The sequence below is a fragment of the Amycolatopsis sp. NPDC051106 genome (assembly GCF_040682775.1).
GTDB lineage: Bacteria > Actinomycetota > Actinomycetes > Mycobacteriales > Pseudonocardiaceae > Amycolatopsis.
On record NZ_JBFBBQ010000032.1, the window covers coordinates 58,032 to 71,843 of the forward strand.

Annotated in this window: 15 protein-coding genes, 1 tRNA gene and 1 pseudogene; 5 read left to right on the forward strand and 12 right to left on the reverse strand. The window is 67.5% G+C overall.

Going from position 1 to position 13,812, the window contains the following annotated elements:
* Nucleotides 1-56: 56 nt before the first annotated feature.
* The 3 genes and pseudogenes from AB0M83_RS23715 to AB0M83_RS23725 all read left to right on the forward strand — a co-directional run bounded on the left by AB0M83_RS23715 (nt 57) and on the right by AB0M83_RS23725 (nt 2,439).
* Nucleotides 57-1,025 carry a chlorophyllase gene (locus AB0M83_RS23715; protein ID WP_364520401.1) on the forward strand — a complete coding sequence of 323 codons (969 nt, stop codon included), beginning with the start codon at nt 57-59 and terminating at the stop codon, nt 1,023-1,025.
* A gap of 60 nt (nt 1,026-1,085) precedes the next feature.
* A pseudogene (locus AB0M83_RS23720) lies at nt 1,086-1,691 on the forward strand (NAD(P)-binding domain-containing protein); the annotation flags it as partial.
* Between the two features lie 505 nt (nt 1,692-2,196).
* Nucleotides 2,197-2,439 carry a hypothetical protein gene (locus tag AB0M83_RS23725; RefSeq protein ID WP_364520403.1) on the forward strand — a complete coding sequence of 81 codons (243 nt, stop codon included), beginning with the start codon at nt 2,197-2,199 and terminating at the stop codon, nt 2,437-2,439.
* Between the two features lie 250 nt (nt 2,440-2,689).
* Here the strand turns inward: AB0M83_RS23725 and AB0M83_RS23730 are convergent, their stop codons facing one another.
* The 7 genes from AB0M83_RS23730 to AB0M83_RS23760 form a co-directional block, all read right to left on the reverse strand.
* On the reverse strand, nt 2,690-2,830 hold the full coding sequence (locus AB0M83_RS23730) for a hypothetical protein (RefSeq protein WP_364520405.1): 141 nt from the start codon (nt 2,828-2,830) through the stop codon (nt 2,690-2,692).
* A gap of 45 nt (nt 2,831-2,875) precedes the next feature.
* Complete coding sequence (locus tag AB0M83_RS23735) at nt 2,876-3,808, reverse strand: iron-siderophore ABC transporter substrate-binding protein (protein WP_364520407.1); 933 nt, start codon at nt 3,806-3,808, stop codon at nt 2,876-2,878.
* Between the two features lie 267 nt (nt 3,809-4,075).
* Nucleotides 4,076-4,510 carry a hypothetical protein gene (locus AB0M83_RS23740; protein ID WP_364520409.1) on the reverse strand — a complete coding sequence of 145 codons (435 nt, stop codon included), beginning with the start codon at nt 4,508-4,510 and terminating at the stop codon, nt 4,076-4,078.
* Between the two features lie 19 nt (nt 4,511-4,529).
* Nucleotides 4,530-4,931, reverse strand: a complete 402-nt coding sequence (locus AB0M83_RS23745) for a beta/gamma crystallin domain-containing protein (RefSeq protein WP_364520411.1) — start codon at nt 4,929-4,931, stop codon at nt 4,530-4,532.
* Nucleotides 4,932-5,076: 145 nt separating this feature from the next.
* Nucleotides 5,077-5,373: a helix-turn-helix domain-containing protein gene (locus tag AB0M83_RS23750; protein ID WP_364520466.1), complete on the reverse strand. Its 297-nt coding sequence runs from the start codon at nt 5,371-5,373 to the stop codon at nt 5,077-5,079.
* A gap of 236 nt (nt 5,374-5,609) precedes the next feature.
* On the reverse strand, nt 5,610-6,470 hold the full coding sequence (locus AB0M83_RS23755; protein ID WP_364520413.1) for a helix-turn-helix domain-containing protein: 861 nt from the start codon (nt 6,468-6,470) through the stop codon (nt 5,610-5,612).
* A gap of 63 nt (nt 6,471-6,533) precedes the next feature.
* Nucleotides 6,534-6,782 (reverse strand): PLD nuclease N-terminal domain-containing protein, encoded by a 249-nt coding sequence (locus tag AB0M83_RS23760; protein ID WP_364520415.1) that lies wholly within the window; start codon nt 6,780-6,782, stop codon nt 6,534-6,536.
* A 286-nt stretch (nt 6,783-7,068) separates the two neighbouring features.
* Here AB0M83_RS23760 and AB0M83_RS23765 point away from each other — a divergent pair, with 286 nt between their 5' ends.
* Nucleotides 7,069-7,404 (forward strand): transposase, encoded by a 336-nt coding sequence (locus AB0M83_RS23765; protein ID WP_364520468.1) that lies wholly within the window; start codon nt 7,069-7,071, stop codon nt 7,402-7,404.
* A gap of 532 nt (nt 7,405-7,936) precedes the next feature.
* On the opposite strand, the gene AB0M83_RS23770 is transcribed toward AB0M83_RS23765, so the two are convergent.
* On the reverse strand, nt 7,937-9,082 hold the full coding sequence (locus AB0M83_RS23770) for an acyl-CoA dehydrogenase family protein (RefSeq protein ID WP_364520417.1): 1,146 nt from the start codon (nt 9,080-9,082) through the stop codon (nt 7,937-7,939).
* A gap of 1,083 nt (nt 9,083-10,165) precedes the next feature.
* Nucleotides 10,166-10,238, reverse strand: a tRNA-Asn gene (locus tag AB0M83_RS23775).
* Nucleotides 10,239-10,362: 124 nt separating this feature from the next.
* On the opposite strand from AB0M83_RS23775, the gene AB0M83_RS23780 reads away from it, so the two are divergent.
* Nucleotides 10,363-10,575 (forward strand): hypothetical protein, encoded by a 213-nt coding sequence (locus AB0M83_RS23780; RefSeq protein WP_364520470.1) that lies wholly within the window; start codon nt 10,363-10,365, stop codon nt 10,573-10,575.
* Here AB0M83_RS23780 and AB0M83_RS23785 read toward each other — a convergent pair.
* From AB0M83_RS23785 to dnaG, 3 genes are read right to left on the reverse strand one after another with little or no spacing between them, the layout of a single operon-like run.
* On the reverse strand, nt 10,572-11,333 hold the full coding sequence (locus AB0M83_RS23785; RefSeq protein ID WP_364520419.1) for a trans-aconitate 2-methyltransferase: 762 nt from the start codon (nt 11,331-11,333) through the stop codon (nt 10,572-10,574). The genes AB0M83_RS23780 and AB0M83_RS23785 overlap by 4 nt on opposite strands.
* A 48-nt stretch (nt 11,334-11,381) precedes the next feature.
* Complete coding sequence (locus AB0M83_RS23790) at nt 11,382-11,903, reverse strand: hypothetical protein (RefSeq protein ID WP_364520421.1); 522 nt, start codon at nt 11,901-11,903, stop codon at nt 11,382-11,384.
* Nucleotide 11,904: 1 nt separating this feature from the next.
* A complete protein-coding gene (gene dnaG, locus AB0M83_RS23795) occupies nt 11,905-13,812 on the reverse strand; it encodes a DNA primase (protein WP_364520423.1) in 1,908 nt (635 codons plus the stop codon).

Here is a 13,812-nt window from a genome sequence, read left to right on the forward strand (position 1 = left end):
CTCACCGAGTCCGTCAAGCAACGGGTTCACGGACGAACAGCTTGAGAGGAACAACCATGAGCACGTCCTACGCGGACGCCGCCGGCTTCCCGGTCAGCGACCCCACCCCCATCTTCAGCTACAGTCCCGTCTCGCTCGAGATGCCGGACCGGCCCGTGCCGCTGGAAATCAAGATCTCGGCGCCCGTGACCGGGACCGACCTGCCCGTGATACTGCTTTCGCACGGGCACGGCATGGCCAATTTCCTCTCGTCGCTGCGCGGCTACGGCCCCGTCGCGGATTTCTGGGCCGCTCACGGGTTCGTCGTCGTCCAGCCGACGCACCTGGACTCCACAGTGCTCGGACTGCGCGACCAGGACCTGCCCGACGCGCCGCTGTTCTGGCGTGACCGCGCCGTCGACATGCACACCGTCCTCGATCACTTGGAGGAGGTCCTCGCCGCGGTTCCGGGGCTGCCGGGCCGGGTCGACACCGAAAAGGTGGCCGCGGTCGGGCACTCGGCCGGTGGCCACACGGTCTCGCTGCTGCTGGGCTCGCAGGTGACTGACCCGAATGACCCTCGGGAGAAGGACCTCTCCGAACCCCGGATCAAGGCCGGTGTCGTGATCGGGGGACCGGGCATCGCCGACGAGCACTTCTCGCCGTGGGCAGCCGAGCACTACCCGATGATGAAGTACATCGACTTCAAGCAGATGACCGGCACCGCGCTCGTCATCGCCGGCGACGAGGACCTGAACCCCAACTTCTCCTCCCGGCTCAGCTACCGCTGGGACGCCTACACCCACAGCCCCGGCGGGAACAAGACGCTGCTGACCTTCCTCGGCGCAGGACACCTGTTCGGCGGGATCTCCGGCTACGACGCCGCGGAAACCTCCGACGAGAACCCCGAACGGGTTGCCGCGCTGCGGGCGCTGGTGTGGGCCTACCTGCGTTCCCAGTTGTTCCCCGGCGACACGTCCTGGGACATCACCGTGAAAGCCCTGGAAACCCGGAAGACGCCCCTGGCGACGGTCGAAACCAAGTAGCCGGCGACGTGCGGCTCGACACCGCACCCCACACGTCGATCGTCCGAACCACCTCAGGAAGAACCCAGGAAAATCGCGATCCTCGGCACGGGCAAGGTCGGCTCGGCACTGGGAACACGACTGGCATCCACCGGTCACCACGTGGTCTACGGATCACGGACGCGCGCAGGTGAAGCGGAAACGCTCAGCCCGCGCGAGGCCGTCGCGTCCAGCGACGTGGTCGTCACCGCCATCCCCGGCACGGCCGTGGTCGGTGCCTTGGAAGAAATCGGGGATGAGGTGCTGGCCGACAGAATCGTGCTTGACCCCTCGGCCGCTTTCACCCCGCGGATGACGATGGCCTACCCCGGCGACAGCGTGGCCCAGCAGGTGCAGGCACGCTTCCCGCGGGCCCGTGTCGTGAAGACGCTCAACACGATGAACTTCACCCTCATGGTCGACCCACTGGCGTCACTGTCCCAGGCGACCGTTTTCGTCAGCGGCGACGACAGCGCAGCCAAGACTGTGGTCACAGGCTTGCTCGGCGACCTGGGATGGCCCGAAAGCAGCGTCCTGGACTTGGGTGGCGTCCACACCGCCTTGGCCACCGAGCACGCTGCCCCGTTGTTCTTCGCGACCGTCAGGGCACCGGGAACTGCGAAGTTCACCATCTCCATCTCCCGGTAAGAGGTGAATCGCGCCTGCGGGACCCGCCTGCTGGTCCTTCCAGACGATCAACTACCGGGCAACGTTGCGGATTAGTGCAGGTAGAACGTCGCCGTACACGGCCGCCGTCCAACGCGCTCCCATGCCGCGAAGTGGTCGGAACAAGTGGCGTGCTGACCAGGACCGGAAGGCTTCGTCATGAGGCGGTGAACCATGCCTTCCGGACCTTCGACTTCGACCGGGGCTCGACCGGCCAATTCTTCGACCAGCTCGGCGACCGCGGGCCGAAGAGCGGCCGTGCGGATCAGCACCCACGGATACAGCTCTTCCTGCTCGTCCGAGGTGAGGAACTCTTCCCAGACCAGCTCGTAGTCGTCTTAACCGGCGCAATGTCTGCGAGCAGGTCGGCCGCCTCGGCCAACGCGCCGAGGCACCGGGCGAGCACCGCTTCGGGCACTCGGCGAGCACGCAACACTCGGATAGGCCACCCGAAGGCGTCCGGGCTCGACAGCCAGAGCGTCGACTGGTGCACAATCGCACTCCGGAAGTGGTAGGCCGCAGCAGTCTGGGCCTCCTCCTCGACGACGTCACGAGGACGCTCGCCGGGAAGATCGCCACGGTGAAGCCGTTCAAGTCGTACACCGCGGAGGATGACCCGAACCACCTGCTCGGCCGGCCGAACGGCTACACGCCGAAGACGGCGTTCACGGACTCGCCACGAGCCGCCGACCACACTCTCAGTCCAACGCGAGCGGCACCTGCGGACTAAATCTACGGGAAGCCGATGTCGACGGGTGGAGCGCAGAGACCGGCCGATCACCACCTCGCCCGCGCCTTCCGCCAGCGAGACCATCACCTCGACCGCGCGGACGGCTGCGCCGCGAGCACCTGGTCGAGGGCATGCCGGTGGTACCTACGACGTACTCGAACTCGTCGCGCCTCACGATTGAGCCGGTCCCGACCTGCGCAGCTTTCGCCAACGCACCGAGCCGAGGACGCGGATCTCGTCTCGAGTCTGATCAGCGGTCGCTCCACGGGTACGCGGCGCTGAACTGGTCGAATGCAGCGTTCAGCTGCGTGTCGCAGGCCACCGGATCCACGACAATCGAAGACGTGGCGACAAAGCCGGCAGCGTCGAGAACTCCGGCGACCGCGTGCACGATCGCGGCGTACCGAGCAGGCGGCACGTCGAGCGGCCGTGAGGCCTACTTGGTGACCATCGACACCAGCTGCTCGGGAAGGATCCCCAAGAGCGGCGGCAGGCTCAGCACCGAGGAGAATGCCAGGGCGGCAGACGGGTCTTCGTCGAAGACGAGGACGTCTTTGCGCTGGACGACGGAGAGCGCGGAGTAGCCGGGCAGAGAACGAAAAGCTTCGAACTGCGCGGTGTCCGAAGTCAGCAACACCACCGCGTCGGCCGAGTCGAGCAGTCCGAGTCGTTCCGTTCCGACCGTGGCGGACGGACCATTTCCGACCACGTTGCCGATCTCCGCCGGAAGCCGCATACCCAGCGATTCGAAGATCCACGCGCGCGGGTCGTGTGAGCCCCAGACGACGTAATGGCCGCTGTCACCCGGCTGAGCCAACACCACCGTCTTTCCTTCGATGCCGGGGTAGCGGGATTTCACCGCTGATATCTTTGCTTCCACCGCCTCCACCAGCTTGGTCGCCTCGGCGGTTTTTCCGAGCGCTCGGCCAATCGTCTTCGTCACCTCCCGCCATGATGAGCCGTGCTCAGCGGAATCAGCGGGTTGCGTGATCACCGGCGCGATCTTCGACAGCCAGTCGTACTGCTCTCGGGTGAGGTCGGCCGAGAATGCCACGATGAGGTCGGGCCGCAGCCCCGCGATCAACGCCGGATTGATGTCAGTCTGCCGCAGTACCGCCGGTTGCTTGCCTTGGAGCTTCGTGGTCGTCCACGGCCACGCCGCCACCGATGACTTGTTGTCCGCGAACTCGCGAACCGCGACCGGCACCACGCCGAGAGCCAGTATCGCGTCCTGGTCCGTACGCCCCAAAGACAGAACTCGTTCCGGCACCGCCGGAATCCGGGTTTCCCCGAATCGATGGGCGATCGTCAACGGGAATCCGTCATCATCTCCGGCCGGTGCACCGCACCCGGGGAGAAATCCGGCCATGACGAGGATCATACCGAGGGCGAGAAAGCTTCCGCGGAAGCGTCTCGCGATCACACGCGAAGTCATCGGACGGCGCCCGAATGCTCCTGCCACTTCGGCTATCTCGCCTCTGCGCAACACTGTGCTGCCTCCGTCCACCTGTGCACCATCATCCGTGGCCCATTACCCAAGTCCGACCCAGCCGCTATTGACATCGAAACGGCGAAGAATGAGGCCCGGGCCGACGGATCGGACATCTGACCGGGCTCCGTCGAACGTTGCCGGAAATTACTCCTGGTAAATCAGCACCGTAATGATCTCGTTGAAGTGCTCATCGCTGTTCTGCCACTTGTTGAAGCCCCTGACGACCTTCTGGCTACCGATGGCACCGGTGAAGAGCCCGGCGTTGTTTCCGGATTTCCAACTCCAGACCTCCGTGAGGCCGACGTCATAGAATCCGCCGGCATCCGCGTAACAGGTCGGCCACCGCTGGCCGGTCCTGAGGTCGGCTTTCCAGAACGCGAGGTACTCGCCCTTGCCGAAAATCCCCTGGTCCCACGTACAGTCCGCGGGGTTCACCTGAAAAATCGCGGGCGCGATCACCCGGCCGGCCGCGGGCGCGGCCGGCGCCGCCTCCGCCGCAGTCGATGTCATCATAGGGGCCACGAACGCGGCAGCGGCGACCACGCCCATCCCGCGCAACAATGTTCTGAACTTCTTCATTGACAACACCCTCTCGTGATCAATCGACGTGCAGGAAGTAAACGTGTCCGTAGGACTTCGTGATCCCTTGCCCCTTGGGGAAGTAGTGCCGGTAGCGGTAGCCATCCCCCGGCTCGTACTCGAAGTAGCCGGCGTTGTTCCCGCTCTTGAAGCTGGTGACGCGATCCAAGCCGAGCGACATGTCGCCCGCATCCGCGTAGCACCGTCGGCTGCCCAGACCATTGTCGGCAGTCTGGCCGAAAGCCAGGAAATCGGCGGTACCCAAATTGCAGTCGAAGAAGTTGACCTCAAACGTCGCCCACGACGGAGTGGTCGCCGCCAGCGTGATACCCAGGGTGGCGAACAACACCACGGCCATCGCTCGCAATCGCTTCACATGCGTTCCTTTCAGGCGGATTGTCGATCGGTCGAATACCGCCATCGGAATTGAACCAGTCCTGGCGGAGCATCACCACGTACGGCGCTACAAAGTGTGTAGCCACCGGGTTGGATGCCGGCACAATTCATGGCGAGCCGAGGACGGAGTCAAGCAGCGTGCCGACCACTCGGCTCGCCGCAGGACGGCGTCAGACGCTGTCGGATCGAGCTCCGCGCAGCTTCCGGTGTTGGAGGGCCCACCACACCTCGGACATCGTCTCCGTGTCCTGGAGATCCGCTCCGGTGAGCCCAGCGAAACGGTCCAGCTGGTAACGCAGTGTGTTGCCGTGGACGGACAGGACGGCGGCCTCGGGCACCGATCGCCGTCGAGCCAGATAGGCCTCGACACTGACCAGCTGGGCGTCGATGTCGCCGCGTGCGGTCCTCCATCCAAGTGGCCTGCAGGCACCCGGGTTGGACGCAAACGGCGCCCTCGGCGCCACCATCACCTGCTACAAGAAACTCGCCAAATGAGACATGCTCCAAGGTGGCCCCGAATATCGCACGCGGCGGTCGGAGGCGAGCCTGCAACCACCCCTTCTCATCCCTTGGTCACATCCTTCGTTCGTGGTCGATCAAGCGATCGGAAACGCAGGTCCGGCCCACGATCCGAGCGCAGCCGGACATGACGACAGATGCCGTCCTCTCCGAGCGAAGCGGAACCTCGTACGGCAGCACGACGTCAGCCGTCGTCAGATTGGAGATCCACACGAATGCGGAACTGGAGGGCCCACCAGACCTCGAACAACGTCTCGGTGTCCTGGAGATCCGCTCCGGTCAGCTCGGCGAAACGTTCCAGGCGGTAGCGCAGCGTGTTGACGTGGACGGAAAGTGCGGCTGCCGCTTCGGGGACCGACCGCCGCCGGGACAGATACGTCTCGACGCTGGCGAGCAGAACCTCGCCGATGGTACTCGCCTCCACCGGCTCGATGTACCGACTGTGCAGGTACTTGCCCAGTTCCAGCTGGTTCGACACGGCCAGGCGCAGGGCCATGCGCCGGCGGTCCACGATCCCGCGAGTACCGAACCTGGTCGCCGCCTCGAGCAGCTGCGTGGCCTCGGCGAAGCCGTCGCTCAACCGCGACAGATCGACAGGCCCGGCAAGACCCGCTGTGACGTCGTCAGCCAGCCCATCGGTGACTGGGCAGGAAAACAACGCCGCCACATCACCACCATAGGGACTGACCAGAACCGTGTTCTGCCCCCCTGCCGCGCGCTCGAGCACACGGACCAGGCCGGACGAACCGCCACCGGCGGGCCGGGCCCGCAAGACCCAGTAATCCTCGCCGGCGGCGAGCCCGAACCCGACGCCCGCCGCGACCATCTCGTCGATCGTCATCGCGCCATCCAACAGCCGGGCCAGCAGAGTGGTCCGCTGCTGCTCCTGGCGGCGGGTGAGGTCAAGCTCGACCTCACGGTAACCGGTCAGGAAGTCATTGCTGCAGCGATCACCGACCCGCCAGATCCGCTGCGCACCCAGCAACACGGCATCAGCCGAGATGGCCTCCTCCCCGGCGATCCGGAGAAACTCGTCCCGCAGCAACGCGATACCGCTCCGACAGGAAGCCACCACCGGGGTAGCGCTTCGTCAGTCCTTCCGCGACGATCACCGGCGCTCCTGCAGGTAGGCGTCGCGCCGGCCGAATACGAACCACAGCAGGCAGCCCAGGAACGGCGCGCAAAAGGCGAACACGACCCACACCAGCTTCATGCCCCCGGTCAGGCGGGAGCCGAGGATGCTGACCAGCGCGGCCAGGAACAGCACGACGACGGCCAGCAGGAGGGCGATTGGCACACTGCCCACGATCCACCCCCAGAAATTCTCCTCACCCTGGCTCATGTCGGCCGAGTACATGGGTCCTCCTCGCAGGCGTCGGGCCCGCACGGTGCGGGCCTCCCGATAGCCAAGATCGCCCGATACACCCACCGGCACATCCGATCTTCGGAGACGCCGGGATAGGCGGAAAGTACTAGGGCCTGTATCGAAGTCAGTTCCGGCAGGCCGGGCTGAAGTTGACGGTGTGGAGCGTGTCGACGGCTGGAATGGGTGAAGGTCTCCGGTAGTTGGTTCGTCGACCAAGAAAGAACCTGAACACCGGTTCGACCTGACCGACGAGCAGTGGGCAGCGCTGGAGCCGTTCCTGCCTGCGCCATCGCGGCCGGGTCGGCCGTCGTTGTGGAGCAGACGGCAGCTGATCGACGGGATCCGGTGGCGGGTGCGCACCGGCGCGCCGTGGCAGGACATGCCGGTCTGGTACGGATCCGGGGCAGCCGTTAACGGGTTGTTTCGGCGCTGGCAACGAGCCGGTGTCTGGCAGCAGATTCTGGCCGCGGTGCAGGCACTGGCCGACGCGTCCGGATCGAGTGCTGCCGGACAAGGCTTACACGTCGAAGGCCAACCGCACTCACCTGCGCAGTCCTGGCATCAAGGCGACTATTCCGAGCAAGACCGATCAGGATGCGCGTCTTGCGTTTGACCGGTCTCCCTTCTTCACCAGCATCGCGCGGCGGCCGGTGAAGGCCACCACACGTTTGAGTCGGCGTTGCGCTGGAATACCGCACTGTTGGACATCACCTCCTGGCTGCAACATCCTGGCCTGGCCGCTCCCGTTGCACAGTCAGCACATCGGCGGCCTCGACTTATGGCAGTGCGAGGTTGATCAGCAAGCTGTAATCGGCCTGATTCGAGTCCACGCCGCACCGCTACGCGGCGGTCTCGCTCGCCGGACCCCGGACAACTTCGCGATTGAGCTCGTAGCTGATGACCTGCCATCCGTGCGTGGCCCTGTCCGTGTTGGCAGATCCTTTTGTCACTGGCAGGGCGGGTCGTACTGGACGTCGGGAAAATGATCAGCCCACTGGTCTGGTGTGATCCGGCGTGCCGACAGATCTGAGCTGCGGCCCCGGCGGGATCGAGGTGCCGTTGCCCGAAGTCCGCGGGCCGGTCATCGCCGTTCGCGCCCGAGGCTCGGACATACTGCGATCCAGTCAGCGCAGCACCGCAGGCTCTCAGAGCATCCCGGAGGGCGCGTCGTCGACCCCGAGCAGAAGCACGCCGTAGTCCTCCTCGACGACGTGCGAGGTGAACTGGACGTGCCGCGACCCCACCGCGAAGTCCCGCCAGTACCGTTGCAGCGGGTTGGAGCTGAAAAGACCACTAGAGCCGTGCAAGTCCAACAGATCGTCCAGCGCGCTGCGACACTCCCGCACGGCGGTGATCAGGTCCATCCGCAGCCGCGCGCGCTCATCGGCCGCCAGCGTCTCACCGGGCGGCGTGGCGTCGATGGTGGTGGCGATCCCCAGCATGCGCCGCTCGGCGGTATCGATCTTGTATGCGGCGACGGCGAAGTTCCGCCGGGCACCGGGCGAGTCAGCCAGCGTGGCGTGGGCGGGGTTCGGGGACGGTCGCTCCGCGAGAACGGCGGCCACGACGTCGAGCGCGCCGCGCGCCGCTCCCCACAGCGGTGCGAACAGCCCCACCGCGATCGGGAGATTGGAGGACGCATCGTTGATCCGGGCCAGGTCGAGCACGTGGGAGTCCGGAATCCACACATCGTCGCCGACGAGCGTGTGACTTCCGGTGCCGCCCAGCCCTGCCACCTGCCAGTCGTCCCGATCGACGACCAGCTCCCGGGTACGGACGAACACCGCAACCGTCTGCGGCTGGCCGTCACCATCGCCGGGCAGCTGCGCGGGGAGCATCGCCCATTCGGCATGTTCACAGCCCGAGGCGTACGCCCACCGGCCGGAGATGCGCAGCCCGCCCGGCTCTCGGACGCCCCGCCCCAACCGCGCCGAACCACACACCACGGTGTCGACGTCGCCGAAAGCGTCCGCATACGCCTCATCCGACACGCCGACCCGCAGTACCCGCTTCGACTCGACGGTCGTGGCTGCGATCCAGGCCGTCGACGGACAGCCCCGTCCGAGCTCGCCCAGAAACCGGACCCGGGTAGTCAGGTCGGCGTCGATCCCGCCGTCGGACCGGCGCACGCTCAAGGCGAACGCCCCCGCGGCGCGAGCGGCCGCGAAGCTCGCGTCGGTGACCCTCCGGTCCCGCTCGGTTGCCGCGGCCTCGGCGGCCAACCGTTCTGCGGTGGTACGGGCGGCCTCGAGCAACGACTCGGCGGCGTCGCCAGCTTCCTTGGTCGTCATGCTTCGGGCAACGAGCCATACTCGGCCCGTGTTCCGTCGTTCGCGGGGTCGAGGGCATCCTGCCCATTCGGGCAACGAATCGAGGCGGTCGAGGCAAAGCAGGAAAAGCGCCCGGCCGATGGCCAGGCGCTTCCACATCACAGAGTGGACCTGACGTGTCAGCATACGAACCGCGCAAGTCGGCACGCGTTGCGTATCGGGGGGCCGGGGTTGTCCCCCGGGTGGATACTGCGGGCACCGGCGAAGGTGTGTCAGCACCGAGCAGCCGGAGCCGCCTCGTGGGCCGCGATGAGGTCATCCACGGGGACCATGACGCGCCCACGCGAACCTGCCGCAAGTACGGCCCTGATCGCCATGCAGGCCCCCGAGGAAGTCTCAGCGACAAGTCTGAGTAGGCCTGCCGGCGATGGTCTCTCACCAATTACGGTGAAGCAAATCCGGAGCACAGCCACGGGGCCAACCGCACTCGACTGCGCTGGACCGCGCTCAACGGCAGCCAACTGCGCCACGCGGCCAGCAGATTCTCCATAACCGCAGGTCAGAGCCATGATCGGCCCATACTGGCAGTGAGGAGGTCACCAGCGCTGTTCTCGCTGGTCAAGGACGTACCGTCAGTCGCCGGCTCAAGCTCGTCAGCGGTCATCGCCAGGCCCCGAACGACATACTTATGGCACGGTGCCCCATTTCGGGCAGCGCAGCGAGAAGCATCCGCCGACATCCGCTCGGCAAAGAACCCCGACCTTCGGAAGTCATCGATAACACTCGTCGACGCCGGTAGCCCGCACGGAAGCCGCCTCCACACCGGCGACAGGAAGCACGGCAGACCCGCCGCCACGCGCCGGAGTCGTGCCCGGCCATGAGCCCATGATCGACGAGGGGCCGACACAGTACGCACCGGAGGCACTACTGCACCGCGAAGCCGCGCCCGTACAGCCCCGCCGACGACCATCAGAGCCGGCCGACAACGTCACCGGGACACCACCGGCCGCCGGGCAGACCACCGTTTCGACGATCGTCGAGGTAGACACCAAATCGCCCCGGCTCCGGACACAAAGAAGCCCAGGCCATCGGCCTGGGCTTTTGCTCCCCCGCTTGGACTCGAACCAAGAACCCTCCGGTTAACAGCCGAATGCTCTGCCAGTTGAGCTACAGGGGAATGTTGCTCACTTCCGGTGCCGGTCTCTCCGACCGACGAGAAGAACTTTAGCCCATGCCCGCACACCCTCCGCACCCACCCCCCACTTGGCGCAACCGCCCCCTCGCGGCCGTTTTCCTGGACAATGGACAGTCGGACGACCGACGAACGGAAGGCGTGGACGCGGATGAAGAAGTTCCTGCTGGGGGCAGGCCTGGGGTACGTGCTGGGCGCCAAGGCAGGCCGGGGGCGGTACGAGCAGCTCGTGCGCACCTACCGCCGGGTCGTCGACCATCCGATGGTCCAGGGTGCCGCCGGGGTCGCCCGGGCCAAGATCAGTGAGAAGGTGCGCCGCTAGACCTGGGCCACGACGAACACCCGGCGGAACTCGAACCACGTCGTTCCGTCGGCGCGGGCCGGGTACGCCGAAGCCAGCCGCGGGGCCAGTTCCGCGCGGAACTGGCCCCACTCGGCGTCGGACAGTGCCGCGCGGATCGGGCGCAACGCCGTCCCCGTGATCCATTCCAGGACCGGCGACGGCCCCCGCAGCGGCTGGACGTACGTCGTCTCCCAGGCGTCGACGCCGCAGCCTGCGTCGGCCAGGAGATTCGCGTACTCCAGCGGGCTCGAAACCGCGTCATCCTCACGGAGGACCACGTCGGCCAGCCGGGACGACCACGCCGGGGACGCCGCCAGTTCCCGCGTCAGCGCGTGCGAAGGCGCAGTGAAGTTGCCCGGCACCTGGACCGCCAGGTAGGCACCCGAGGGCAGCGCCGAAACCCACCGGCGAAGTAACGCGGAATGGTCCGGCACCCACTGCAGGACGGCGTTCGACACGACGACATCGGTGTCCGGGGCCGGTTTCCAGTCGCGGACGTCCACCAGCGACGCGTCGAGGCCGCGAGCGCGCGCGGCCGCCACCATTTCGGGTGAACTATCGCCACACTCCAAGGCCGCCGAGGGCCACCGTGAGCGCAGCGAAAGCGTCAGGTTCCCCGGCCCGCACCCGAGGTCGACGACGCGCCGCGGCGACGTGGCATCGATGCGCGAGACCAGGTCGTGGAACGGCCGGGCCCGCAAATCGGCGTAGTCGAGGTACTTGTCCGGATCCCACACGGCAGCCTCCCAGTAAACAGTACGCCTGTACTGAGTACGAGCGTACTGCTAGTCGGCGGGGTTGACCAGCTTCGCGGCGGCCTGCTCGGCGATGGCCGCCACCAGCTCGGCGTCGGTGCCCGGGTCGGGCCGGACCTGCAGGACGACGCCGTCGCGGCCGGGCACCTTGCGCTGCACGAACCACGCTCCCCCGGACCCGATCTCCTGCCGGTGCCGCGACCGGATCGAGCCCTCGACGCGCTGGTAGGCCTCGCGCGGCACCTTGCCCGGCGCGGCCGGCCGGAAGCGCACCGGCGGCAGGTCGGCCAGCAGGACCGCCTTGCCCGCCTCACCCACTTCCGCCGACTCGGTCAGCGTGAACACCCCGTCCGCCCAGGTCGCCTTGGCGATGAGGTGCCAGCCGACGCGACGCGCGCCGCCCTCGGCGGGGACCCACAGCCCGAGCTGCGTCACGACCAGGTAGCCGCCGCCCTCGACCGGGGCGCTGTCGATGACGTCTTCCCCGGGCGCAAGCGAACCGGCGAAGTCCGCCGGGGTGCGGTCGCCGAGCAACCGGCGCAGGAAGGACACGTCAGCCCCACGCGCCGGCGGCCGCCTGCTCGCCGAGCGACTTCTTGTACTGCTCCAGCGCGACCAGGTCGCCGAACAGCGCGCGGTAGTCGTCCGGCGCTTCGACCGGCGAGAGCCGCTGCAGCTTGCCCTTGATCTCCGCGATCTGCCGCCCGACGAGCCCCTCCTGGAGCCGGGCGAGGATCGACGAGATGTACCGCGAGTCGACTTCGTCCTTGGCCTGCAACGGTTCCACGGCCAGCTCGGACAGCACGCGCCGGACCGTCCCTTCCGGACAGTGCGGGGCCGCCGCGTCCAGCAGCGCCGGGCCGGTCAGGCCCGACCCCGCGCCGCCCGCCTTCAGCACGGCCTCGTGCACCGCGACGTACACCGGGTGCGTGAACGCCTCCAGCGGCAGCGCGTCGTACTCGGGCCCGGCGATCGCGGGCTGCTGCAGCGCCGCCTTCAGCGCCTCGCGCTGGACGGCGAACCGCGGGTCCTTCGGCGCCGGGCGGGCGACGTCCTGCGAAGGCGCCGGGGTCTCCGGGGCGCCGACGCGCGCCGGTTGCTTGAGGGGCGCGCCGCCGCGCCGGTCGGTCGCGCCCGCGCTCCCGCGGACCCGGTTGACCACTTGGGCGACGTCCTGCCAGCCGACCCACCAGGCGAGCTTCGACGCGTAGCCGTCGCGGGCCGCGCGATCCTTGATCGACGCGACCATCGGCACGGTCTTCTGCAGGGCCGCGACCTGGCCGTCGACCGAGTCGAGGTCGTAGTTCTTCAGCGTGCTCCGGATGACGAACTCGAACAGCGGGGTCCGCCGCGCGACCAGGTCCTTCACCGCGCTGTCGCCCTTGGCCAGGCGCAGCTCGCAGGGGTCCATGCCGTCCGGCGCCACCGCGATGTACGTCTGGCCGGCGAACGTCTGGTCGCCTTCGAACGCCTTCAGCGCCGCCTTCTGGCCCGCTTCGTCGCCGTCGAAGGTGAAGATCACTTCGCCGCGGAAGGCGTCGTCGTCCATCATCAGCCGGCGCAGCACCTTCATGTGGTCTTCGCCGAACGCCGTGCCCGACGACGCGACCGCCGTCGGCACGCCCGCCGCGTGCATCGCCATCACGTCGGTGTAGCCCTCGACCACGACGACCTGGTGCCGCTTCGCGATCTCGCGCTTGGCCAGGTCGAGGCCGAACATGACCTGGGACTTCTTGTAGATCGGCGACTCGGCGGTGTTGAGGTACTTCGCCGAGATCCGGTCGTCGTCGAACAGCCGCCGCGCGCCGAAGCCGACGACCTCGTTGCCGACGTCGCGGATCGGCCAGACCAGCCGCCGGTGGAAGCGGTCCATCGGGCCGCGCTGGCCCTCCTTGGACAGCCCCGCCGTGAGCAGCTCCTTGACCTCGAAACCGCGCGTGAGCAGGTGTTTCGTCAGCTTGTCCCAGCCGCCGGGGGCGTAGCCGCAGCCGAACGTCTTCGCCGCGGCGGCGTCGAACCCGCGCTCGGACAGGAAGTCCCGCGCGGCGCGCGCCTCGTCGGTGTTCAGCTGCTCGGCGTAGAACTCCTGGGCCGCGCGGTGGGCCTCGATCAGCCGGCTGCGGCTGCCGCGGTCGCGCTGGATCGTCGCGCCGCCACCTTCGTAGGTGAGCCGGATGCCGACCCGGTCGGCCAGCCGCTCGACGGCCTCCACGAAGGTGATCAGGTCGATCTTCTGGACGAACTTGATCACGTCGCCGCCCTCGCCACAGCCGAAGCAGTGGAAGGTGCCGTGCGTCGGGCGGACGTTGAACGACGGGGTCTTCTCGTTGTGGAACGGGCAGAGGCCCTTCAGGCTGCCCCCACCGGCGCGGCGCAGCGCCACGTACTCCCCGACGACCTCGTCGATCCGGTTCCGCTCGCGCACCTCCGCAATGTCGCTCTCCCGAATCCGTCCTGCCAC

Bases quoted from the DNA above. Each gene is read 5' to 3' on its own strand.
- AB0M83_RS23750 (WP_364520466.1), bottom strand. From the start codon at position 5,373: ATGGTGGCGCCGAGGGCGCCGTTTGCGTCCAACCCGGGTGCCTGCAGG.
- AB0M83_RS23745 (WP_364520411.1), bottom strand. From the start codon at position 4,931: ATGGCGGTATTCGACCGATCGACAATCCGCCTGAAAGGAACGCATGTG.
- AB0M83_RS23740 (WP_364520409.1), bottom strand. From the start codon at position 4,510: ATGAAGAAGTTCAGAACATTGTTGCGCGGGATGGGCGTGGTCGCCGCT.
- AB0M83_RS23780 (WP_364520470.1), top strand. From the start codon at position 10,363: ATGGACAGTCGGACGACCGACGAACGGAAGGCGTGGACGCGGATGAAG.
- AB0M83_RS23760 (WP_364520415.1), bottom strand. From the start codon at position 6,782: ATGTACTCGGCCGACATGAGCCAGGGTGAGGAGAATTTCTGGGGGTGG.
- AB0M83_RS23770 (WP_364520417.1), bottom strand. From the start codon at position 9,082: ATGACGACCAAGGAAGCTGGCGACGCCGCCGAGTCGTTGCTCGAGGCC.
- AB0M83_RS23735 (WP_364520407.1), bottom strand. From the start codon at position 3,808: ATGGCCGGATTTCTCCCCGGGTGCGGTGCACCGGCCGGAGATGATGAC.
- AB0M83_RS23715 (WP_364520401.1), top strand. From the start codon at position 57: ATGAGCACGTCCTACGCGGACGCCGCCGGCTTCCCGGTCAGCGACCCC.